Genomic DNA, 19,155 nt, shown 5'->3' with positions numbered 1-19,155 from the left:
GCCCCTCAAAGATCTACCTTTGGCGTCACTATTTACTCAATGAAATCAGAAGGCGAATTTCTGACAACTGCGCTTGAGGTTCTTTTTGGCAGCATAGTGTTTCCCGTCGACAGACCCAGCAAAAGGGATCGTTACCCCTTGGGGCGGAAACAGGGCGGTACATCGACTTGCGGCCGCGCTGACAAGCTGGCTCGGGACGAGACAGGTTTCGGCGCACACGGGCCGCAGGGAGAATGTATCGTTTTGGTTCCGTCCGGGGGCCGGTGCAGCCGGCGTCCGGATAGAGCCCGGTCACGAGCTGAAGGCTCGGGATTTGCCCAGACCACTGCCGACATTCGAAAACAGATCAGAGATCTACGCACAGCGGACAAAACCGACCTTGGGTTTTTTGCCTTCGCTGGCGCAGCATCACTTTGCACGTGCGGCGGGTTTTTTGCTGCGTCGCAGTCCAAGTCGCGGAAACGGCCTTTCCCAGCTGGCTTCGAAGACCTGATCCAAACCGCGCTTTCGCTGCATGGTGGTTGGACACGAAAGACGCGGACTAAACCGTCGTTCGTTCAATGCCCGCTTCGGTGAATTCATCCGGTTTCGGATACTTCAAACAAGGTATCCAGTATCGGACAGTCTGGCACATCGCCACGACTGCATTCTGCCGCCATCGCTTCCAGCGCATCTTCCAACCGATGCAGGGACAGTATTTTCTCTGTGACCGACGCAAGGTGATTGACCGTCATGCTGTGAACCTCACCGCAGGTGAAGTCGCGTCGATCCACCATTTCCAGCAACGCTCGGATTTCTTCAATGCTAAACCCGATCTCACGCGAACGCTTGATGAAGGATAGGCGCTTGAGCTGGTCGTGATTATATTGCCGGTTGCCGCCCGCTGTTCTGTCGGGTTTTGGCATGATCCCAATTCGTTCGTAGTATCTGATCGTCTCGATGTTTACGCCCGTGTGCTTCGACATTGCACCGATTGGATAGCCTCGCGCATTCGTGAACTCAGCCATCGAAAACCCCCTTGCTTCTGTAGTTGCTACAGATCGTATCTTGCATCTCGAAACTTGAAAAGCGGGTTCTTGAATGAATGACGTAATTGATGTCGATCTCAAACAGGTCGGCCCCAAAACTAAAAAAGCCCGCATGATTGCGGCCGGTGGTGTCCTTGGTGCTCTCGCAGCATCAACCTGCTGCGTTGTTCCATTGATCTTTTTCAGCCTTGGCATTTCCGGTGCATGGATCGGCAATCTGACAGCACTTGAACCTTATAAGCCGATCTTTATTGCGCTTACACTTGGATTCCTCGGCTATGGCTTCTGGATGGTTTATCGCAAACCCAAGGCCTGCGCGGATGGAGAAGCCTGTGCGCGGCCACTTCCAAATCGGTTGGTCAAATTCGCGCTTTGGGTCTCGACGGTTCTCATCTTGATTGCGTTGTTTTGGAACTGGATTGCGCCCGTCGTTGCACCCATTCTTCTTGGTCTGTGAAAGGAACCATAATGAAACTCCACACTCCCGTCTTAGCCCTCATCGGCCTATTGGCCGCTTCTTCCGTTTTTGCGGGAGAGCAAACCGTGACATTCTCGGTTCCCGGCATGCATTGTCCGAGCTGTCCCTTTATCGTTGAATCAGCGATGGGAAGCGTAGAAGGCGTCACGCAAGTAACGGCGGATGCTGACACGCTGACAGCCGAGGTCGTCTTTGATGACACCGTTGTGAGTGCTGAGGATATTGCTCTCGCATCAGCTGCAGCCGGATATGAAGCTGATCTTGTCGCTGTACCATCCGGTTCCTGATCGCCTCCAATGAAAGACGGATCGGCAGGTGGCATCCTTGCATTTATAGTTGCGGCCCCGGTGGTCGTGATCTGCTGCGGCGGACACGCCGCTGTCCTTGCATCTATGTTGAGCGGGGCTATCGGTACAGCAACCGGCCTTGATATTCTCACCATCCTGTTGATCGCTGTTGGAGTTGGTGTCGGCTATCTCGATTATGTTCTCATGCCTGCTCTGGCGGTGTTTGTCCTCATTACGATCTACGCGCTGATCCGCCGCGCACCAAACACCAATTCCTGAAAGGCTGCTCCATGTCAGATTGCTGCACATCTCCCAATATTGAAACTGACACCTTTGACCTAGTTGTGATCGGCGCGGGTTCTGCCGGTTTCTCCGCCGCTATTACGGCAGCGGATGAAGGCGCGCGTGTCGCCTTGGTTGGATATGGCGCGATTGGCGGCACATGTGTGAACGTCGGCTGTGTGCCTTCCAAGACCATGATCCGCGCCGTAGAAACGCTGCACACTGCAAAGGCGGCCAGTCGTTTTGATGGTATCGAAGCCGCTGGCCAAGTCACCGACTGGAAAGCGATGATTGCACAGAAACAAACGCTGGTTGATGATCTGCGAGCCGCGAAATACGTCGATGTGCTGCCAAGCTACGAGGCCGTGACCTATATCGAAGGTCAGGCCGTCTTTCAGGAAGACGGTTCGATTCAGGTCGGTGAACGTAACCTGAAACCCACAAAGGTCATCATTGCGACCGGATCATCCCAACATGTCCCTGACATTCCTGGTTTGGCTGATCTTGATTGGCTGGACAGCACGTCCGCCTTGCAACTCGATCAGCGGCCTGCGTCGCTAATGGTTATGGGCGGGGGTTATATAGGCGTCGAGATTGCGCAGTTCTTTGCGCGGGCGGGTGCGACAGTCACGATTGTGACCCGTCGCGGGCTGCTGCCCGAAGCTGAGCCCGAAATCAGCGCTGCACTTACGGAAGCCTTTGCAGATGAAGGTATCTCGGTTCTCGATGGGCTGTCCTATGATCGGTTTGAAACCACCGAGACGGGGGTACGTCTACACGCCACTCGAAACGGTCAGCCCCTGACTGTTGATGCAGAAAGGCTAATGCTGGCGACGGGGCGTGTTCCAAACACCAGATCACTGGCGCTTGATGTTGCCGGGATCGCCACGGATGCGCGAGGTGGCGTTGTGGTTGATCCTGCGATGAACAGTTCCCGCGAAGGCGTATATGCTGCTGGCGACGTGACTGGTAATGATCAGTTCGTCTACATGGCGGCCTATGGGGCGAAGCTGGCAGCAAAGAACGCCATGAACGGCAACTCGCTTAACTATGACAATAGCGTCATGCCCTCCGTGGTCTTTTCTGATCCCCAGATCGCCAGTGTCGGAGTAACCGAGGCGCAGGCCACTGCAGATGGCCATGAAGTCGTAACATCTGTGTTAGGTCTTGAACATGTCCCGCGCGCACTCGCGGCTCGTGACACCCGTGGTCTCATCAAGCTGGTGGCAGATAAGCAAAGTAAAAAGCTGCTTGGGGCCCATATTATCGCACCAGAGGGATCAGATACGATCCAGACCGCTGCGATGGCTCTGAAAATGGGCATGACCTACGATGACTTGGGCGACATGATCTTTCCCTACCTCACGACTGTAGAAGGGCTGAAACTGGCAGCGCAGACATTTGAGAAGGACGTGGCAAAGCTGTCTTGCTGCGCCGGATAATGAATCTTTTTGACCGCAGCCCCTACCTGGACTGGTCAGACGTGGCTGACCCCGTCGCGGATGACGCGCTGCGATCCCTCTTGACAGAAGAACGGATGCGTGACCGGTGGTTCGATCTGTCGAAAGAGACACGATCTGTTCACAGGTTAATTCTTGAGAGTTTTGTCCAATGTGCTCGGCCACCAACGCCACAAGAATTGTCAGAGTTGCGGTTGGGTGGTATCGTCCGGGCGCGGCGCCTGTCACTGGCCACGATGCGCAACATTCGCCAGAACCTGTTTTTCGCGATGATCTACAACACGGCCGGTGTGCCGATAGCGGCAGGCATTCTCTACCCATTTTTCGGATTGCTGATCTCGCCAATGTTTGCGGCTGCGGCGATGAGCCTGTCGTCCGTCTCGGTGATTGGCAATGCGCTCAGACTTCGGGGCGTGCAACTCTAGAACGAAGCTGCTCCGCAGCGATGGCGGCAAACAGAGCAAGCGATTGAACTCGGATTTTTGCTGAAAAGCCCCTTACGCCATCTCTGTCAGTGCGTCGATCACAGGATACTCCGGTACGTCGTCGCCTGTACACTGCGCCACCGTGGAAGACAAGACGTGCTTGATGCGCTCGCTTCAAAACCCGCAGTTCGTTAGTACAAATAGAGTAAGCTGGTCGATTTCAAAGCTCTCCTCAAGCGTTTTACCGAATAGCCCCAACCACCTCTCTTGGGCATCATATGCCAAGGCCTCCGCAGCGGCAGGGCAAGCATACGTGAGGTTGGCTTCCGCCTGAAAGTGATGAACCAGTTCATGCACGAACCTTGACAAGCTCAGCGGAGATGGACGCCAAGTTTCGGGAAGTACAATTGTCCCGTTCTTGCGATCATAGAGCGCTTCGATGTCGAGCACATTGCGTCCGGGATTTTGTTTAAGGCCCGGTTGATCACCAAATGCCAGATTAGGCATTGCCGCTTGCTGAATGAAGCGAAAGTTGGATGCTCTACCGGGTTCCGGCAATTCGGTGACGCATTTGACCCAGCACATCAAGGCATCAACGAGCTGCGGGGATGGCCTTTCTTGGCCGTCCAGTAAATCTTTGAACTGGATCACATAACCCGTTCCTGGGACCTCAAATTCTCTTTGTTCAATGGACTGGCCGGTAGCTGGTGACGGCACATAAAAGAGGAACATTTGCAAGACAAACAGAGCGGTGAGTGAACGGCACAGGTGCATTGGTTCTCTCCCTTGGGCATTTGGTGTATTCGGCTCCGCACGTAAGGACTATGGTTTCCCTGAACCGTATGGCCGGGATCGCCAACAAAGGGTGCCTTACGTCAGCGCAAATGGGACCGCGACGATCTACTTCTGGACATCGACCGTGGGAAATCCTGCACGCATGTAAGCCACAATCGTCCAAATCTCATCTGCGCTCAGTACGTCTTTGAATGGTGGCATGTCCGTTCCAAATTGGTTTCCTCCTTCGGAGATTGCCCAAAGCAGGTACTCGTCGCCAGCCATCGGCATCCGCACAAAGCGATTCAGCAATGCCGGAGACGGCACAAGGCTGCGGCCCGCCTCACCGTCGCCGAATCCTTTTGCGCCATGGCAGCTCGCACAGTTATCCATGTAAAGCTCGGCCCCTGTCTCAATCGTGTCTTGTGTGACCGTTACTGTGCTTCGAGCGCCTCGGTAGGCCGAAGGAACACCCTCATTCATGTAGGTCCAATGCCGCTGCATACGTTGGCGTTGTCCTGGGCGCATTCCGTTCCAGTCCCAGTTGTCCGGATCGTGCATGTGCCCTGATCCCATCCAATCAGAGCCCCACCTATCGTTGCAACACGATCCCCCTTGTTGCGCTCCAAGTGTTTGTGGAACCACAAACAGCACCAGAGCGAACAGGCACCTTTTTCTGGTTAATCTTCCGAACATGCCGTTTCTCCTAATCTCAGATTATGGCCTCAAATCGGTGTTCTCTGTTCACCAATCCCGGCCATCTTGCTCATTCATTGTACAATACCGTCGTCCTTACATTCCGTAGGCGTGGCACTCATCTAACTCTCTGTTTGGAGTTTCCAGTTCGAGCGTCGAATGCGCGATGCCAAACTTGCGAATGAGCATTGCTTCGATCCGATCTCTAACCGCCTCAGCATTTTGCCAGCATGTCGTTGAAACGACTATGTGGGCATCGAGAGCTACGCTTTGTGGGTCCAGCAGCCAGAAATGCGCATGGTGAACGCTTTCTACTTCGTCAACAGATTTAATCTGTTGAATTATTTCCTCTGCATCGACTTTTGGACGACCCTCCAACGTCGAAAAGCGGAGTGTTCTAGCAACCTCCCTAACTGAGGCCCACACGACCCTTGAAGCGATGACAATGGCAACAAAAGGGTCAAACCAACGAATGTCATATAGCATCAGCAGCGCGCCCCCACTTACGACTGCAAAGGTTGAAAGCGCAGAACTCAGTTCGCGGGAAGAAATCGAGCGCGCCGTGGCGCTGCCTGTCCCAGACATCCTGGTCAGCCAGTCTACAATCGCGTTAGCCAGCAGCACGATAGCTGCAACTACCACGACGATGCGTCCGTTGGTCGGAGCGGGTTCAATCATCCGAACAAGACTGAAGTAGACTAAGAACAGCCCGATGACAGGTGTCACTGAGCAGCTGACCAGGGCAGCGACTGTCTCAATTCGCCCATAGCTGAAAGATATCTCCTTCGTAGGCGGGTGGCGCGCAAGCCTGCGCCCGGCCAGTACAATCAGATGAGACGTCATCTCAGCGAGACCATTCAGTGCATTGGCTACGAGGGCCGTACTTCCAGAAACAAAACCTCCGACGATCTGAACAACCGAAAGCAACGCCCGTATCCAAGCCGCGGTGCCAGCGAGGCGACGTCCATCATTTTTTTGTGTTACATCGTCAGGAATAGTGCCTCACTCCGCACGCTTTGCTCCGATGGGCCTCGGACGCTCTACGACGTGAGTGTAATTCCTATAGCGGCTATAGCTTCAAGTAAGATTTCTCGTGATGGGCGCATTTCTTCTGGATTCTGACACTTTGCTACACCTTCTCGTTCCCATGATCTGTCAGGCATTCGGAGTGATCTCTTAGAACCTCAAGAATGCGGCACTCAGCGACGCTATCGCCACTGCACTCTGCAATCATGCGTCGAAGCTCGCTACGTAGGGACTTCAAACGGCGTATGCGGGATTCAACATGTTTCAGTTGCCTCCGTGCGATGTGGTCAACATTCGAGCAGGTCAGATGCGGTTGGTCGGAAAGCTCTAGCAACTCCCGTATTGCGCCCAACGGAAATCCAAGCTGGCGTGCGTGCCTAACAAATGACAGGCGGTCAACCGCTTCGTTCCCATAACGCCTCTGGCCACCACTGCTACGCCCGGGTTCAGGCATGATCCCAATCTGTTCGTAGTAGCGGATTGTTTGAACATTTGTTCCGGTACGACGCGCAAGCGCTCCAATTGATAGCATTCAATGCCCCCTAAACCTTCAGCAACTATAGAAATGAAGCCTTCAGGCGACAAGCCTTCGCGGCTTACTCTGGAAAAATACCTTCGCATCCTTATCTGCGAAGATTTTGCTTGAACCTATGCCTACTAGAGCATGTAGAGATCATTTTGGGCCACCAATATCAAGCACCTCTGTCAATTCACAATTGATACGCCCTGACAGAAAACCCATGGTCGCGAACAAGACGGAATTTACCCATGCACCCCAGAAAAAGCACATCACTGCTGTTACCACTGATCTGCGCGTTGATCGCGTCCGCGAGCATGGCCAGCGCCTCGTCAATTCATGTGATAAAAACCAGGGGTTGTGGATGTTGCCTTGCATGGATCGAGCATCTGCGAGAAAGCGGCTTTGCTACCACCAGCGAGGACATGTTCGGTGGGCTACTGGTTCGGTTCAAGCTCGACAACGGCGTACCTCAACGAATGGTCTCGTGCCACACGGCACAAGTCGACGGCTATATCATTGAAGGCCATGTACCGGCGGCTGATATTCGCCGCTTGCTTGAAGAACGTCCTGATGCGGTAGGTCTTGCCGTGCCAAAAATGCCGTTAGGATCGCCCGGTATGGACTTTGGAAGTCGTCGTGAACCATATGACGTCATGCTGATCGGCAAGGACGGAAGCTTGGAAGTCTATAACTCATACCCCGCGAGTTGATCCCAATGGTCGGAAGATTGAAGTTGTCCTTGTTTTTTTCCAACAAGGCCCTCTTAGGATGTTTGGCAGTCATCGTCGCATTGATGGCAGATCAGGCATCCAAGGAAGCAGTGCTAGAAAACGCGCACCGCCTGTCTGCCGCTTTGCCGGTTGTGCCCGGCTTCAACTTGGTGTTCACGCGCAACGAAGGGGTCACCTTCGGGCTACTTAGTGGCATGCCGTGGTGGGTATTGACTGTTCTCGCTGTGCTGATTTGTTTGTGGATTTCGAGCGTAATGCTTAGGTCAAACCACAAGGTTGAAGTCGTTGGGTGCGGCCTGATTTTAGGGGGCGCATTGGGCAATATCGCAGATCGTGTCCGACACGGTGGTGTTACGGATTTCTTAGACTTTTATATCGGAAATTACCACTGGCCGTCTTTCAATCTGGCCGATGTAGCGGTTTTGTGCGGTGTATCCCTGTTGATCTTCCACCAGGTTCGCAACCCGGCGTAGCGGCTTCCATTGAAAATACCCGGATCAGATTGTTCAGACACCAAGCTTTTTGGAGGATTGCCGAGCCAAGAAGCTTTTCTGCTGCCGGGGACCAGCGCGGTTAAAGCTAGGTCAGCTCAATCAAAAAGTGGAGTATCAGCAGCGCTCAGTGCCTTTTCAGGGAGCCATGTGATGAGTTCAGGAAACCAGATCAAAGTCGCAATCAGAAGGACTTCCATGACGACCAAGGGAACGGCCCCACGGTAGATGTCAGCAAGACTTACGCCTTTCGGTGCGGCCATCTTCGCAAAGAAAAGCGCATAACCAAATGGTGGTGTCAGGAACGAAGTTTGCAACGACAGCGCAATCAGACCCGCCAACCACATCTTTGCAAAATAAGCGGAGCCCACATGGTCGGCAAAATCGAGTTGCGCGAAAATCGGCATCAGTATCGGCACAAAGACCAGCAGAACTTCGATCCAGTCAAAGACAAACCCAAGAACAATGACGACGCCCAGCAATATCGCGAGCATTTCCCACCGGGTGAGATCGAAGCCTGATATCCAATTGAAAATCACGTCGGGTCCGCCGACCAAATTGAAGCTGAGTGAGAATACCGTTGCGCCAACGACGATGAAGAACACCATTGACGTCATCGTGCTGGTCTGAACCGTCACCGAATTGAACATTGAGAACGACAACCGCCGACGGAACAGCGCGACAACAAGCGCGCCGAACACCCCAACTCCTGCGGCTTCGGAAAGAGTGGCAAGACCTGTAATGATGCTCAACGGGATTGACGCAATCACGACAACAGCAGCAATGACTGATGCGACATCGGCCCAAATCTTTCCATCGGAGACTGCTACGGGCGTTTCCACTTTTTTCCAGAGTGTCGTTGCGAAAAACAGCGAGAACGCGGTCACCATCAGGAATACCGGTACAATCAAAGCCACATACATCAACCCGATCCGCAACTGGAACAGGTTCGCCACGAAAAAGAGCAGCACTGCCGGTGGAAAAACCACGCCGAGCGCGCCGGAGGCTGCCACAGCCGCTCCGGCAGTTCGAGGCGCGTACCCAGACGCCAACATAGGTGCATATGCAACGAGGGCCACGGTAACGACCGACGCACCGATCACCCCGGCCGCAGGGGCAAGAACGAGACCAATCAGGAGTGTCGCGATCGCATAGCGTCCGGGGACACCTGACAAGACCCGCCCCAACAAGCGAAACATGGTTTCGGCAATACCGCTGGCGTTCAGGATCAGCCCCAGAAAAATCAAGAGCGGAACACTGGTAAACTGAACGCCTTCATTTGTTAGCACACCCCTGACCCGAAAATAGATCAGGCCCAGGTGTTGGAAATCTGTCATCCCCGACCATGCCGCTGCTGCAAATCCCAGGAAGCCTGTGCCAGCCAGAATTAGCGCCACCGGGAACCCGCTGAAAACGCCAATAGCCATGGTCAACAGCATCGCGATGGTCAGAATCTCACTCGCCATCGTGCAAGCCCCTGGCGGTCTCGGGCGCACCGTTTGGACGTCTACCCGCGAGAAACGCAATGTTGCGAGCGGCAACGATAAATCCGGCCAGCGCAAGTAGTATCGGACCAACGAACCCTGCGGCACGCCGAGCCCAGACCTGGGTATCGGCGTATTTCGTCGTGCGCATCAGCCCGTCCCAACCATAGTAGGTCAGGATCACGCCAAGCGGCAAAATCACAAAGAGGCATCCAATTAACTCAATCCACGCAATTCTGCGCGCCGACCAGTGGCGTCGGAAGACGTCTACCCGGACGTGACCATCGCGTAGGTAGGTATAGCCGAAGGTCATAAATATCAGGATGAACAACAAAGAAGTGGAAAGGTCTGGCAAATAGCCTGAGACACCCAATTGAAGCTTACGATCTAGCATCTGAAGCGCGCTGTAGGCGGCTATCAGAATTACAGTCGTCCATGACGCAAGGACACCGACAACCCGAATGCAACGGTCAAGCCAACTCAACAATCCCAAGTCGTTCCCCTTTTTCCCCGGGCGTTCTATGCGCCCCTACTCATTGTCTACAGGTTTACGCTGTGACAGCACTGCGGGCGCCTGCCTTGCGGTCACCATGCAGTTCCAGTTCCTCATCTTTTCGGGCTTTCAATAGTCGTAGTGCGTTGGTGACGACCAAAAGAGATACGCCTACATCTGCGGCAATCGCTCCCCACATAGAGGCCATGCCAAAGGCAGTCAGCCCGACAAACAACGCCTTGGTCGCAAGCGACAAGCCGATGTTCTGGCGGATAATTCCCATCGTTCTGTGCGAATGGGTAACAAGCCAGGGAACTTTTCCGATGTCGTCGGTCATCAACGCAATATCCGCCGTCTCAATGGCGGCGTCCGAACCAACCGCGCCCATTGCAATTGCAAAGTGCGCCCGAGCCATTGCCGGAGCATCGTTGACGCCGTCACCGATCATCGCAACCACGTCATGATTGGCTGTCAGTTCCTCGATTGCGGTAACTTTGTCTTCGGGCAGAAGTTCTGAGCGGACCTCATCAATTCCAACTTCAGCTGCGATCGCACGGGCGGTGCGCTCATTGTCACCGGTCAGCATGATGATCTTCGTCACACCTTGGGCATGCAGCCGGGCAACAATGCCCTTTGCATTCGCACGGATCTTATCCCGCAATTCGATTACGCCAAGCAATCGATCAGACGTGCCCACCACGACCATTGTGCTACCTGCCGATTGAATCTGATGCAGCAAGTCACAGGGAATGGTTTCTTGAAGCCCTTTCTCCGCAGAAAACCTGTCCGAACCCAACCAGATTTCCTGTCCCTGCCACTCTCCTTCGACCCCACGACCGGGGACGGTTTTCGTATTTTCCGCTGCGACGGGATCAATCCCGTCAGACGCTGCACGCTCCAAAATGGCTCGTGCAAGTGGATGCGAGGAACGGGCTTCCAATGCCACCGCTGCCTGCAACAGTTCAGCTTTCGTGGTTTTGCCTAGTGGCCGGAGGTTTGTGACTTCAGGTTTGCCTTCTGTAATGGTCCCTGTTTTATCCATAGCCAAAGCGGTCATTTGCGACGGGGCTTCGACATAGGCTCCACCTTTAATGAGTACGCCGTGTCGAGCAGAGGATGCGAGTGCTGCGACTATTGAAACCGGTGTCGAGATCACTAGAGCGCAAGGGCAGGCAATGACCAGCAACACAAGCGCATTATAAAACCAGTAGTTCCAAGCACCGCCTGTAAGAAGAGGCGGAATCACAGCGATCAGAAACGCCAAAATCATAACAATCGGGGTGTAGATGCGGGCAAACTTTGTCACCCACTGCTCCACCTCCGCGCGCCGCGAATGGGCATCTCCGACCATGCGGATGATCTTAGATAGGACAGTATCTGAAGAAGGCTTCGTGGCGCGGACGATGAGAGTTCCATCGCCATTGATTGTACCTGCATAAACCTCGTCGCCGGTTTCTTTCGGCACAAGTGCGCTTTCGCCTGTAATGGGCGCTTGATCAACCTCGCCACGGCCATCAATAACTTCGCCGTCCAGGGCGATGCGGTCACCGCCCCGCACGACAAACTTATCTCCAACGGACACATCTGCCGCAGCTATGTCATTCTCACGACCATCCTCCCGGATCACTCTGGCTGTGGGCGGTGCGAGATTAAGCAAGGCGGAAACTGCGTTACGCGCTCTTCCGACGCTCCAACTTTCCAAGGTCAGGGAAAGCGCGAAGAAGAATGCGACTGTCGCGGCCTCGAAAAACTCTCCGATAGCAATTGCGCCAGCAACAGCAATGATCATGAGAAGGTTCATGTCTGGAGAAAACCGTCGCAACGAAGACCATGCTTTTGGCGCAACCAACCAAACCCCCAAAATGATCGCTATAAGGAATGCGGAAACTTCGATCACTGGCATCTGTGTGTCGCCATGGCCGGAGAACAAACTGATTGCACCTCCCGCCCCTGTTTCGATCACGTGATATGTAAGCCCGGCGGCCCAGAAACAACCGCTCAGCCCTGTGAACAATCGTTGCTGCCTGAAATGCGATGCCTGATCTGCCTCGGCTGTCTCAGCGTCCCAGGGCTTGGCGCTCATGCCGGTAGAGCCAACAAGTCGAATGACTGTCTCATCCGACACCAGTTGCGCGCTCTCGCGCAAAATCATCCTGCCATTCAAAACATCAAAGGCCAGATGTTCTGCGCCTCCAACTCCGGGACCGACGACACGACTCAGGATCGCAACTTCTTCTGCGCAATCAAGACCTGTCACGCGAAAGCTTCGCCCTGCTTCGGATGCGCCCGGCGTCGCTATCGCTTCGCCACAAGAACTACCACACGCACCACTACTTTGCGTCTGGTTTTGGCTGCGTTCCGATCCACTGATACACTTCTCAACAGGCATGATTCGCCTCACTATTCGATTAATTTTGCGCAGACTAACTTCTATAGCTACTAGAGGTTCAACACATTTATTGCCAAATAGCTTTTTGGTGACGCCGCCTCTAAACCGTTGCATAGGTTTAGGTAAAAATGCCGGTTATCGAGTATGCGCATGCGCTAAAACTGAGATTGACGTGACTACATCGCGTTGGAGCCTTGTCGGTTTCCCCGGCATGTCGGTCGAACTATCGCCGCGTGTTTTCTGAACGGCCGCATATCATTCTGCCAAGCAGCGAGTACCATTTGGCGGTGCAGCAGGTAAGCGCTCTGCATGCACTCGCAGCAAAATTTTCTTGCACCGTTATGGGCTCTCTCCTGCCCTTTTCTGCACGCTGCACTAAGGTCCGGTTCTGCCTCAAAGGAAAATCCCAGTGCCAAAAAGGAAAATCGTTAGTGCGCGCATCACTTGCAAAAGCGGGCGTTACCCTTTGGGCCGAAACAAGCATGTCCTGGCGACCATTTGGCCGCGGTTAAGCTGGCTCGGGACGAGACAGATTCACCGCACCAGGCCGAAGGGAGAAAGGACGTGATTGGTTCGGGTCGGAGGCCGGTGTGCCGGCGTCCGAGTAGCACGCGGTCACGCGCCCATAGGCGCGGGATTTGTCCGGAACTATGGCTCCCGGCGTTTGGCCGTGAATGTGATCTTGATGACGATCAAGTTGACCTCGATGCTGAGGCTCAAGTCGATCTTCTGAAGCTGTTTTCTCACTGCTCTAAGGCGACGAGCTGCCAGCCTGCGAAGCTGTTTTGATTTTTTGCGAATGTATTTCATGTCTGTCTCCTGTTGAAAATTCGCGGCACCCGAACACGCCGGGAAAGCAGACCAGTCAACACGCGCGGCACGCGCCCCGAAGGGCTTGGTGTTTACTGGTCTGCGCGGCGTGTATCTTGGCCGCTTATTTTCATCGGGACAGATCTAAGACAGGCGCGCGAAAAACAGAGGTTCGCAATGGAGGGTGCGACCTGGGGCTGAGTGTAGAAATCAGGGGGTTGAGGGAATGGCAGTCGGCCCAGACTCGCGGCAACGATCGGGCCGACTGGCTCATAAGAGCGTTTTTGCCGATTGCCGTTGGCGTAGTGAAGTTAGCACGGGTTCTGCAGAGGTTAAAGGCGATCCGCTCCGGCCGCGATGGCGGCCCCGCGCGCGGGTAGCGCGCGGTCCTGGCTGATCGGGGCAAATGGCCCCGGTTCGACGGGACACCAAAACCGATTGAGCTGGTTAGCTTGGATAGGGGTTTGCTGGGCCGTAATGCGTGCCGGCCTCAATAAAGCAGCCATCGCGACCGCTGAGCCATGCCCGATGACCTTGGGACCGGGCGAAAACGCGGCGAAGTGGCCGGTGCATTATCCAACCACTGTAACCCGCCAGATAGACCCGATGATAAAGCCGGGTCATCACAGACCCGCCGCCTTTCGCAGTGCTTCATTCATTCGGCTTTGCCAGCCTTTGCCATCGGCTTTGAACGCCTCCAATACTTCAGGGTCCAAACGGATGGTTGTAGAAACCTTGGTAACTTCGGCTTTGGGCCTGCCGCGTGAAACCGGGGCCCTGGCTAACTTTTCAGTCCAATAGGGTTGCGACAGGTCCGGCAGATCGTCGTCAGCTTCATCGCCCAAGTACGGGGCTGTATGCTTTTTGCTCTCGTTCATTGGCTTTCCTCATGCTGATAATTCGATGCGACGTGCCGCGCGGCGTCCAAGCCACAACAACCATTCGACCACCTAAGAACCCGATGGTGATGTTGCGTGTTTCGCCATAGTCGCGGCGGTCATCTTCAACCGTTATATGTGCGTCCTCAAATACTTCCCCGGCTTGCGCCATATCCAAACCGCGAGTTTCAAGGGTCGTCTGGCGTTTTGCTGGGTCATATTCGATCTTCATATATTGTTACTACACTAAATAGGTTCAAGGCGCAATATTTGTTACTACAAAAATAGCCTAATTGATGGGTTTCAGAGGATTGCGCGTCGCGGTCGCAACGCGCAAAACACTGTTAGACTTCCTTTCCGTCATTGTCGAACCGGCGGACAAGCTGAAAGTCTATGAAGCCAGACGAAACCAGATCGGCAAAATGGGCACGGGCTTCGTCTGAATCGGCGTAGGTTTCCGGGTCCGTTCCATCCGGCAAGTCGATTTCGAAAAACTGAATTGCATCGCAAGCGATCCTGACAATTGGTTTTGTAGACATCGGCTTTCCCTCAGCGGCGGATTCTGATGATTTTCGTGTGAACGCTGGCCGTCGAAAAAGTGTTTGGCGGCAAGGTTTCGAGTTCTTCGGCCTCGTCGTGGTGGAATGTGACAGGGACCAGGGCAACAAGGGTTGCCGGTTCGTCATGCCCACCCTGCCCTAGCAGGGACAAAGCCGCCTCGATGTGGGCGCGTACCTGCTTAAAAGGCGGGTTCATGATGATACGGGGAAACTGCGCGCGGCCTCTGACTTCCTCCGCATACTCAAGAAAACAACGGTTGATCGTGGGGCCAATGGCGCGCAGTTTTGCCGCAAGCGTGTTGTGGCGCTCGATCATAGTCAATTCGCAAGTGCTGTGACCTGATGCAATCAGCGCCTTTGCGAGCTGGCCGGTCCCGGCGCTTGGCTCCAATGTCAGATAGTCACCTTGCGGCCCGAGATAACCAACCATCCGCGCGGCTACAGGATAGGGCGTCACGTGGCATTCGGTGAACTTGTCAACGGCGATAACCTCGGGGGCCTTCAGCTCGTCCAGTTGGGGCGCGTCATGCCGCACCCTAACCGGAATGGTTAGGGGCCTGTTCGGGCGGTAGTAGATGCTTGGCCGTTTCTGAGTCATCGTCCTAGCCTTTCAACTTCAAGGGCGTTCGTGGCTTGGTTGACTATCCGTTGCGCCGTGTTTGCCTCGATTCCGGTCTCCATCAAACGGCGCATTGTGACCGCCTTGCCCAGAACGGACAGGCGCGAAAAACCCTCCTGAACGTATTCCATCGGGTCGGCTTCAACGATCTGGCATTCTCCCTCCGTGTGACCGTGGCTGATTGCCTTTTGCCGCATCCCCTGCAAATTCTCGGGCAGGATTGCCGCGCCCTGAGTGAGCGCGACAGCGTAGGTGTAAAGGTGGGTTTCCCAATGACGGGTCATTGTGCAATTTCCTCGTCAAAATCTGCAGGGGCGTCATGCTGCTTTTGATCGGTGATCAGGATAGCAGCCCACCCAGCCGAGAAACGCGGCCCTTCGTGGTTCGGGTTCGGTGCGATCCGCACCCGGAAAGCGCCACAAGCTGAAAGCCGCGTCCCCCTGTAATCGGTGCCAGTTTTGGCAAATTCCGCTTTGGTCATTTCCACCTGTGGAACAAACTCGACTGTTCTATTCCACGGGTTGCGAACCAAAAATTTGCCGCTCTGCGCTTTGAAATTCAGAATAGGCGGTTTTGCCGGTTTCTTTTCGGGCGGCACGTACCCGCAAGACTGCATCAAGTCGCGCCACTCGTCGGCGGATAGCTCGACGGTGCTGCCATCGGCCACATGAGCGGGCAACGGGGCGTCACATTCCACAGAAAACAGATCGTCATCGACCTTTTTCCCCTTTGGTTTGTCTGCGCCATGTTCGCGGACAAACATTTGCAACAGGGTCGGCGTAATCTCACCTTCAAAACGTGGCACATCGCCCAGCATTTCGCGTTCATATGAAAGGCGGTTCAAGGTGTGAGTGATCCAGCGGGACAGGTTGTCATTCTCGATAGTGCGTTTTGCAGCCTCGATGCACTGCGCGCGGGCCTCTACCGGTGTGGTCTTGCCGTCTGCGACTGCCGAATAGAGACCATAAGGCACCGAAGTGCTGCGGCCCAGAATGAAGCTGATTTGCTTGTCAGTGGTCGCGCTCTCCCACATTGCCAAGGCTTTATGCGCAGCGTTCAACCGGCGCTGAAGGTCGCGCAGCTCGGCCAGTAGTTTCTTGATCCGGCGCGCGCGCACCTTGGGGTCATTCTTCCGGTTTGCATGACGCTCGACACCTACCGCGCGATATTGCCAATAACCGATAGCGCCATGAGCTTTAACGGCTTTGTCCATTGCGTTGTGCATCCGCTCTTGAGTCTTGCGGGCTTTGCGCTCGGAGTGATGCCCGACAAGGAAAGGCTGACCAAATTCGAATGCGCGGGACAGTTCGTCAGCGGCCCGGTGAAATGCGTTTGCCTGTTCGGCGCGTTTCTGTGCGATCCCGTCCAGGCGATCCGCTTTGATCTGCGCCCGTTCGGCCATTGTGGTTTCTTCGGGTTCAATCTCGCCTGCCAATTCAAGCGCAAGGTTTTCGCGGGCAACGGTCCACATGGGGGCAACGAACAATTCCTGTTTAGGTGCCCACTTGAAGCCTGCGGCTTTGACGCGCTCGTATGTGTCGGCGTCCAACCGCTCCGAGGCATACAAACGGATTTTGTTGTCCTCGGGGGAGTAAGTTGCAGTGATATTAATATCAAAATCAGCCATTCGTGGCGTCTCCTTATCGTGGTGATGCGGTTGCCGATGTTTCCCGGCTATCCGCTAATGGGCGCGGCCTTCTGATCTGTTAGCTGAAAGACCCCGTGTCTTTCGGCTGGCAGAACAGGAAGGGCAAAGCCCTGCCTGTGGCCTGGGGCGGGACTGTCACGGGGTCGGAGTGGCGAAAAAATGGGAGGGAACCGCGCGCTTGCGCGTGGGAGGAACCGGTTTTTTTGACATGGAGACGACGCGCACCGCGCGGCGTTTGCCCCTTGACCGGCCCGACACAGGATGCGGGCGGATCGGGATGATGGGACCGGCCTGCCGGTCACAGCAGACCCACTATTGGACAATGCCAGGGCCGGGGTGAGCGCGCTTTAGCGCGTCGATCCCCTGCCCTGTCAATTGATCAATGTGAACCGCGCGCCGCGCGCGGGTCTCAATTCACCGTTTGCGTGGTCTTGTCAGAAAACAAAAGCACGCGTGTTATCCTGCCTCGACGGAAACACTATATTTAGTATACTTACGTTAAGCACCCACAATATGCTTGCTTTGGTACCCCTTTTGTTCTATTCTTTTGCTAAGCTGCCAAGGGGAAAAACTTATGTCCGAAACTGCCATTTCAGAGACACAGACAGCACTGCCAGCAACGGCAAAGCAACTTGCTTATGCACGCAAGTTGGCAGAGCAACAAAACGTCGTTTTGCCCTGGGAAATCCAGCAAGATCGGCGCGCGATGAGCCAATGGATCGACACGCAGAGATCAGCACCTCGCGTTCGCGATACAAGGCCAAGCTCGAAGCAGGTGGCATTTGCGGAACGCATCGCCCGGATCAAGCGCAGTCCTGTTCCGGACGAGTGCTTTCGGGATCGCACTCTGATGTCCCGCTGGATCGACAGCAACAAGCCCTGAACAATTTTACGCTGGATTGGCATCTTTAGCGTTGTATTGCCCTGTTGGAAGAACCTCCGATGCGGTGCTTTCATACATGCCTCGCTGCACACCATTCCATTGAATATGGCCGCATCATCCAACCATGGGATTAAACGGCTATGCTCCGACCGGAACATAGCCTCGGCGACGTTTTTGTTTTTCAAGTTTATGAAGCGCATCAGCAGCCTGGGCTTCGTCATCATACGTAACCATCATGGCTTGCCCGTTTGTGCCAATACGTCCCCAGGTGCGAAGAACGGACACTTCCCCGAATAGGGTCGACTGCAACTCTATTCCGTAGAACCGTGCCATGTTGACGTCCGGGTCCACATGGATCAGGTGGACAGGTGTGGTGTCTGTCAGCTCCATGCTCCCAGTATTGCTTGGCACAGCCCAGCTGTCCAATGACATTGCGATATCTATTCGCCGAGAGCGATTCATACCCATGATGTGAGGTGGCACGGGTTTCACCCGGCCTCATCAATCTGGTTGCACCATATGCGAGTTGAAGGTATTTGCATGCCCTCCAGGCACCGGATCAGGGTTGACGAACCCGCCCCTTGTCGCGTCCGCTGTGGTTATGGACGTAGATGAAAACAAAGTGGATGAGGCAGTCCTGGCGCTGCTCTGGTTGACGCTGCATGACGAGCGCCGCGCATGGAAAGGCTTTGACTGGGACGCGCTTGACCGCCTGCACCGGAAGGGGTTGATCCTGGATCCGGTTGGAAAGGCAAAGTCGGTAGTGTTGACCGATCAAGGCCTGCACCGATCCAAAGAACTTTTCACAGAGCTTTTTGGGCGGGAGCCAAAGACATAGCCTTCGCCGTGACGAGACCCTCTATGTAACGCAGTTCGGCACAAGCTTGTGGTCTGGCTGGCGGTTGCAATCTGCGCTAGATCGCCTCTGTGCGGTGAACAGGGAGAAGCTGAAAATGACAACGGGGAACGATCTTGGTGGGTTCATTCGGTTTATCACCCGTGACGAGATTTGGCACGAGCGGCTCGCGGGTGTGTTGGACGAGCATTTTCTGCCAAGTCTCGAAGCCTTTGATCTCGATTTCGAGGATCTGGGCGACCTGCTGGGCGAGGATTGGCCAATGGTTCTGTGGGGCGGTGGCCTGGAAGACTTGCTGGGCAGGACATTCGGACCGGACGCCGAAAACGCTGTAGAT

General features: G+C 54.7%; 24 protein-coding genes and 2 pseudogenes. 10 read left to right on the top strand and 16 right to left on the bottom strand.

The window, feature by feature from the left end:
- Positions 1 to 578: 578 nt before the first annotated feature.
- Complete coding sequence (locus tag AC2FLZ_RS15370; RefSeq protein ID WP_170635080.1) at positions 579 to 1,007, bottom strand: MerR family transcriptional regulator; 429 nt, start codon at positions 1,005 to 1,007, stop codon at positions 579 to 581.
- A gap of 73 nt (positions 1,008 to 1,080) precedes the next feature.
- On the opposite strand from AC2FLZ_RS15370, the gene AC2FLZ_RS15365 reads away from it, so the two are divergent.
- The 5 genes and pseudogenes from AC2FLZ_RS15365 to AC2FLZ_RS15345 form a co-directional block, all read left to right on the top strand.
- Entirely contained in the window at positions 1,081 to 1,485 is a 405-nt protein-coding gene (locus AC2FLZ_RS15365; RefSeq protein WP_170635079.1) for a mercuric transporter MerT family protein, read from the top strand.
- Positions 1,486 to 1,496: 11 nt separating this feature from the next.
- Positions 1,497 to 1,793 (top strand): heavy-metal-associated domain-containing protein, encoded by a 297-nt coding sequence (locus AC2FLZ_RS15360; protein ID WP_170635078.1) that lies wholly within the window; start codon positions 1,497 to 1,499, stop codon positions 1,791 to 1,793.
- Between the two features lie 9 nt (positions 1,794 to 1,802).
- A complete protein-coding gene (locus AC2FLZ_RS15355) occupies positions 1,803 to 2,072 on the top strand; it encodes a mercury resistance system transport protein MerF (protein ID WP_253283353.1) in 270 nt (89 codons plus the stop codon).
- An 11-nt stretch (positions 2,073 to 2,083) separates the two neighbouring features.
- Positions 2,084 to 3,517: a mercury(II) reductase gene (gene merA, locus AC2FLZ_RS15350; protein WP_170635077.1), complete on the top strand. Its 1,434-nt coding sequence runs from the start codon at positions 2,084 to 2,086 to the stop codon at positions 3,515 to 3,517.
- 212 nt (positions 3,518 to 3,729) lie between these two features.
- Positions 3,730 to 3,960, top strand: a pseudogene (locus AC2FLZ_RS15345) (copper-transporting ATPase); the annotation flags it as partial.
- Positions 3,961 to 4,134: 174 nt separating this feature from the next.
- Here AC2FLZ_RS15345 and AC2FLZ_RS15340 read toward each other — a convergent pair.
- The 4 genes from AC2FLZ_RS15340 to AC2FLZ_RS15325 form a co-directional block, all read right to left on the bottom strand.
- Positions 4,135 to 4,734 carry a DUF6647 family protein gene (locus AC2FLZ_RS15340; protein WP_496814156.1) on the bottom strand — a complete coding sequence of 200 codons (600 nt, stop codon included), beginning with the start codon at positions 4,732 to 4,734 and terminating at the stop codon, positions 4,135 to 4,137.
- 126 nt (positions 4,735 to 4,860) lie between these two features.
- Complete coding sequence (locus AC2FLZ_RS15335; protein ID WP_170635075.1) at positions 4,861 to 5,295, bottom strand: c-type cytochrome; 435 nt, start codon at positions 5,293 to 5,295, stop codon at positions 4,861 to 4,863.
- A gap of 231 nt (positions 5,296 to 5,526) precedes the next feature.
- Entirely contained in the window at positions 5,527 to 6,426 is a 900-nt protein-coding gene (locus AC2FLZ_RS15330) for a cation diffusion facilitator family transporter (protein ID WP_371807779.1), read from the bottom strand.
- A 133-nt stretch (positions 6,427 to 6,559) separates the two neighbouring features.
- Positions 6,560 to 6,988 carry a MerR family transcriptional regulator gene (locus AC2FLZ_RS15325; protein ID WP_170635073.1) on the bottom strand — a complete coding sequence of 143 codons (429 nt, stop codon included), beginning with the start codon at positions 6,986 to 6,988 and terminating at the stop codon, positions 6,560 to 6,562.
- Between the two features lie 302 nt (positions 6,989 to 7,290).
- On the opposite strand from AC2FLZ_RS15325, the gene AC2FLZ_RS15320 reads away from it, so the two are divergent.
- Together AC2FLZ_RS15320 and lspA are read left to right on the top strand one after the other, a co-directional pair.
- On the top strand, positions 7,291 to 7,686 hold the full coding sequence (locus AC2FLZ_RS15320; protein WP_371807778.1) for a DUF411 domain-containing protein: 396 nt from the start codon (positions 7,291 to 7,293) through the stop codon (positions 7,684 to 7,686).
- A gap of 5 nt (positions 7,687 to 7,691) precedes the next feature.
- On the top strand, positions 7,692 to 8,180 hold the full coding sequence (gene lspA, locus AC2FLZ_RS15315; protein ID WP_170635071.1) for a signal peptidase II: 489 nt from the start codon (positions 7,692 to 7,694) through the stop codon (positions 8,178 to 8,180).
- A 116-nt stretch (positions 8,181 to 8,296) separates the two neighbouring features.
- Here the strand turns inward: lspA and AC2FLZ_RS15310 are convergent, their stop codons facing one another.
- From AC2FLZ_RS15310 to AC2FLZ_RS15265, 10 genes are all read right to left on the bottom strand, one after another.
- Positions 8,297 to 9,664: a TRAP transporter large permease subunit gene (locus AC2FLZ_RS15310; RefSeq protein WP_170635070.1), complete on the bottom strand. Its 1,368-nt coding sequence runs from the start codon at positions 9,662 to 9,664 to the stop codon at positions 8,297 to 8,299.
- Positions 9,654 to 10,076, bottom strand: coding sequence for a TRAP transporter small permease subunit (locus AC2FLZ_RS15305; protein WP_253283351.1), 423 nt, complete (start codon positions 10,074 to 10,076; stop codon positions 9,654 to 9,656). The genes AC2FLZ_RS15310 and AC2FLZ_RS15305 overlap by 11 nt, the downstream gene beginning before the upstream one ends.
- Before the next feature lie 154 nt (positions 10,077 to 10,230).
- The gene (locus tag AC2FLZ_RS15300) at positions 10,231 to 12,678 is read right to left on the bottom strand and encodes a heavy metal translocating P-type ATPase (RefSeq protein ID WP_496816749.1); all 2,448 of its coding nucleotides are present in this window, start codon (positions 12,676 to 12,678) and stop codon (positions 10,231 to 10,233) included.
- A gap of 534 nt (positions 12,679 to 13,212) precedes the next feature.
- The gene (locus AC2FLZ_RS15295) at positions 13,213 to 13,374 is read right to left on the bottom strand and encodes a hypothetical protein (RefSeq protein WP_267367431.1); all 162 of its coding nucleotides are present in this window, start codon (positions 13,372 to 13,374) and stop codon (positions 13,213 to 13,215) included.
- Between the two features lie 623 nt (positions 13,375 to 13,997).
- The gene (locus AC2FLZ_RS15290) at positions 13,998 to 14,252 is read right to left on the bottom strand and encodes a BrnA antitoxin family protein (RefSeq protein ID WP_480796364.1); all 255 of its coding nucleotides are present in this window, start codon (positions 14,250 to 14,252) and stop codon (positions 13,998 to 14,000) included.
- Positions 14,209 to 14,484, bottom strand: a complete 276-nt coding sequence (locus tag AC2FLZ_RS15285; protein WP_480791294.1) for a BrnT family toxin — start codon at positions 14,482 to 14,484, stop codon at positions 14,209 to 14,211. Before AC2FLZ_RS15285 ends, AC2FLZ_RS15290 begins: the two co-directional genes overlap by 44 nt.
- A gap of 112 nt (positions 14,485 to 14,596) precedes the next feature.
- Positions 14,597 to 14,791 (bottom strand): hypothetical protein, encoded by a 195-nt coding sequence (locus AC2FLZ_RS15280; protein WP_480791293.1) that lies wholly within the window; start codon positions 14,789 to 14,791, stop codon positions 14,597 to 14,599.
- Positions 14,792 to 14,801: 10 nt separating this feature from the next.
- Positions 14,802 to 15,410: a hypothetical protein gene (locus AC2FLZ_RS15275; RefSeq protein ID WP_496816644.1), complete on the bottom strand. Its 609-nt coding sequence runs from the start codon at positions 15,408 to 15,410 to the stop codon at positions 14,802 to 14,804.
- The gene (locus AC2FLZ_RS15270) at positions 15,407 to 15,715 is read right to left on the bottom strand and encodes a hypothetical protein (protein ID WP_271952857.1); all 309 of its coding nucleotides are present in this window, start codon (positions 15,713 to 15,715) and stop codon (positions 15,407 to 15,409) included. Before AC2FLZ_RS15270 ends, AC2FLZ_RS15275 begins: the two co-directional genes overlap by 4 nt.
- Entirely contained in the window at positions 15,712 to 17,058 is a 1,347-nt protein-coding gene (locus tag AC2FLZ_RS15265) for a DUF3560 domain-containing protein (RefSeq protein ID WP_496816645.1), read from the bottom strand. Before AC2FLZ_RS15265 ends, AC2FLZ_RS15270 begins: the two co-directional genes overlap by 4 nt.
- Positions 17,059 to 17,653: 595 nt before the next feature.
- Here AC2FLZ_RS15265 and AC2FLZ_RS15260 point away from each other — a divergent pair.
- The gene (locus tag AC2FLZ_RS15260; protein WP_170424915.1) at positions 17,654 to 17,962 is read left to right on the top strand and encodes a hypothetical protein; all 309 of its coding nucleotides are present in this window, start codon (positions 17,654 to 17,656) and stop codon (positions 17,960 to 17,962) included.
- Positions 17,963 to 18,100: 138 nt separating this feature from the next.
- Here AC2FLZ_RS15260 and AC2FLZ_RS15255 read toward each other — a convergent pair whose 3' ends face one another.
- Positions 18,101 to 18,352 (bottom strand): WGR domain-containing protein, encoded by a 252-nt coding sequence (locus tag AC2FLZ_RS15255; protein WP_496816647.1) that lies wholly within the window; start codon positions 18,350 to 18,352, stop codon positions 18,101 to 18,103.
- A gap of 211 nt (positions 18,353 to 18,563) precedes the next feature.
- Between AC2FLZ_RS15255 and AC2FLZ_RS15250 the strand changes: the two genes are divergently transcribed.
- Positions 18,564 to 18,800, top strand: coding sequence for a DUF6429 family protein (locus AC2FLZ_RS15250; protein ID WP_496845511.1), 237 nt, complete (start codon positions 18,564 to 18,566; stop codon positions 18,798 to 18,800).
- A 115-nt stretch (positions 18,801 to 18,915) separates the two neighbouring features.
- Positions 18,916 to 19,155: pseudogene (locus AC2FLZ_RS15245) on the top strand (hypothetical protein); the annotation flags it as partial.

This window comes from Ruegeria sp. YKSF131 (assembly GCF_059612645.1).
Note: the sequence above shows the minus strand (reverse complement) of the source record. Positions and strands in the feature narration are given on the sequence as shown.

Excerpts from the sequence above, each read along its gene's own strand:
- AC2FLZ_RS15320 (WP_371807778.1), top strand. The coding sequence starts at position 7,291 with ATGGCCAGCGCCTCGTCAATTCATGTGATAAAAACCAGGGGTTGTGGA.
- AC2FLZ_RS15255 (WP_496816647.1), bottom strand. The coding sequence starts at position 18,352 with ATGGAGCTGACAGACACCACACCTGTCCACCTGATCCATGTGGACCCG.
- AC2FLZ_RS15335 (WP_170635075.1), bottom strand. The coding sequence starts at position 5,295 with ATGCACGATCCGGACAACTGGGACTGGAACGGAATGCGCCCAGGACAA.
- AC2FLZ_RS15370 (WP_170635080.1), bottom strand. The coding sequence starts at position 1,007 with ATGGCTGAGTTCACGAATGCGCGAGGCTATCCAATCGGTGCAATGTCG.
- AC2FLZ_RS15285 (WP_480791294.1), bottom strand. The coding sequence starts at position 14,484 with ATGAAGATCGAATATGACCCAGCAAAACGCCAGACGACCCTTGAAACT.
- AC2FLZ_RS15295 (WP_267367431.1), bottom strand. The coding sequence starts at position 13,374 with ATGAAATACATTCGCAAAAAATCAAAACAGCTTCGCAGGCTGGCAGCT.
- AC2FLZ_RS15300 (WP_496816749.1), bottom strand. The coding sequence starts at position 12,678 with ATGCAACGGTTTAGAGGCGGCGTCACCAAAAAGCTATTTGGCAATAAA.
- merA (WP_170635077.1), top strand. The coding sequence starts at position 2,084 with ATGTCAGATTGCTGCACATCTCCCAATATTGAAACTGACACCTTTGAC.
- AC2FLZ_RS15280 (WP_480791293.1), bottom strand. The coding sequence starts at position 14,791 with ATGTCTACAAAACCAATTGTCAGGATCGCTTGCGATGCAATTCAGTTT.
- AC2FLZ_RS15310 (WP_170635070.1), bottom strand. The coding sequence starts at position 9,664 with ATGGCGAGTGAGATTCTGACCATCGCGATGCTGTTGACCATGGCTATT.
- AC2FLZ_RS15365 (WP_170635079.1), top strand. The coding sequence starts at position 1,081 with ATGAATGACGTAATTGATGTCGATCTCAAACAGGTCGGCCCCAAAACT.
- AC2FLZ_RS15340 (WP_496814156.1), bottom strand. The coding sequence starts at position 4,734 with ATGCACCTGTGCCGTTCACTCACCGCTCTGTTTGTCTTGCAAATGTTC.
- AC2FLZ_RS15275 (WP_496816644.1), bottom strand. The coding sequence starts at position 15,410 with ATGACTCAGAAACGGCCAAGCATCTACTACCGCCCGAACAGGCCCCTA.
- AC2FLZ_RS15250 (WP_496845511.1), top strand. The coding sequence starts at position 18,564 with ATGGACGTAGATGAAAACAAAGTGGATGAGGCAGTCCTGGCGCTGCTC.
- AC2FLZ_RS15290 (WP_480796364.1), bottom strand. The coding sequence starts at position 14,252 with ATGAACGAGAGCAAAAAGCATACAGCCCCGTACTTGGGCGATGAAGCT.
- AC2FLZ_RS15355 (WP_253283353.1), top strand. The coding sequence starts at position 1,803 with ATGAAAGACGGATCGGCAGGTGGCATCCTTGCATTTATAGTTGCGGCC.
- AC2FLZ_RS15260 (WP_170424915.1), top strand. The coding sequence starts at position 17,654 with ATGTCCGAAACTGCCATTTCAGAGACACAGACAGCACTGCCAGCAACG.
- AC2FLZ_RS15305 (WP_253283351.1), bottom strand. The coding sequence starts at position 10,076 with ATGCTAGATCGTAAGCTTCAATTGGGTGTCTCAGGCTATTTGCCAGAC.
- AC2FLZ_RS15360 (WP_170635078.1), top strand. The coding sequence starts at position 1,497 with ATGAAACTCCACACTCCCGTCTTAGCCCTCATCGGCCTATTGGCCGCT.
- AC2FLZ_RS15265 (WP_496816645.1), bottom strand. The coding sequence starts at position 17,058 with ATGGCTGATTTTGATATTAATATCACTGCAACTTACTCCCCCGAGGAC.
- AC2FLZ_RS15270 (WP_271952857.1), bottom strand. The coding sequence starts at position 15,715 with ATGACCCGTCATTGGGAAACCCACCTTTACACCTACGCTGTCGCGCTC.
- AC2FLZ_RS15325 (WP_170635073.1), bottom strand. The coding sequence starts at position 6,988 with ATGCTATCAATTGGAGCGCTTGCGCGTCGTACCGGAACAAATGTTCAA.
- lspA (WP_170635071.1), top strand. The coding sequence starts at position 7,692 with ATGGTCGGAAGATTGAAGTTGTCCTTGTTTTTTTCCAACAAGGCCCTC.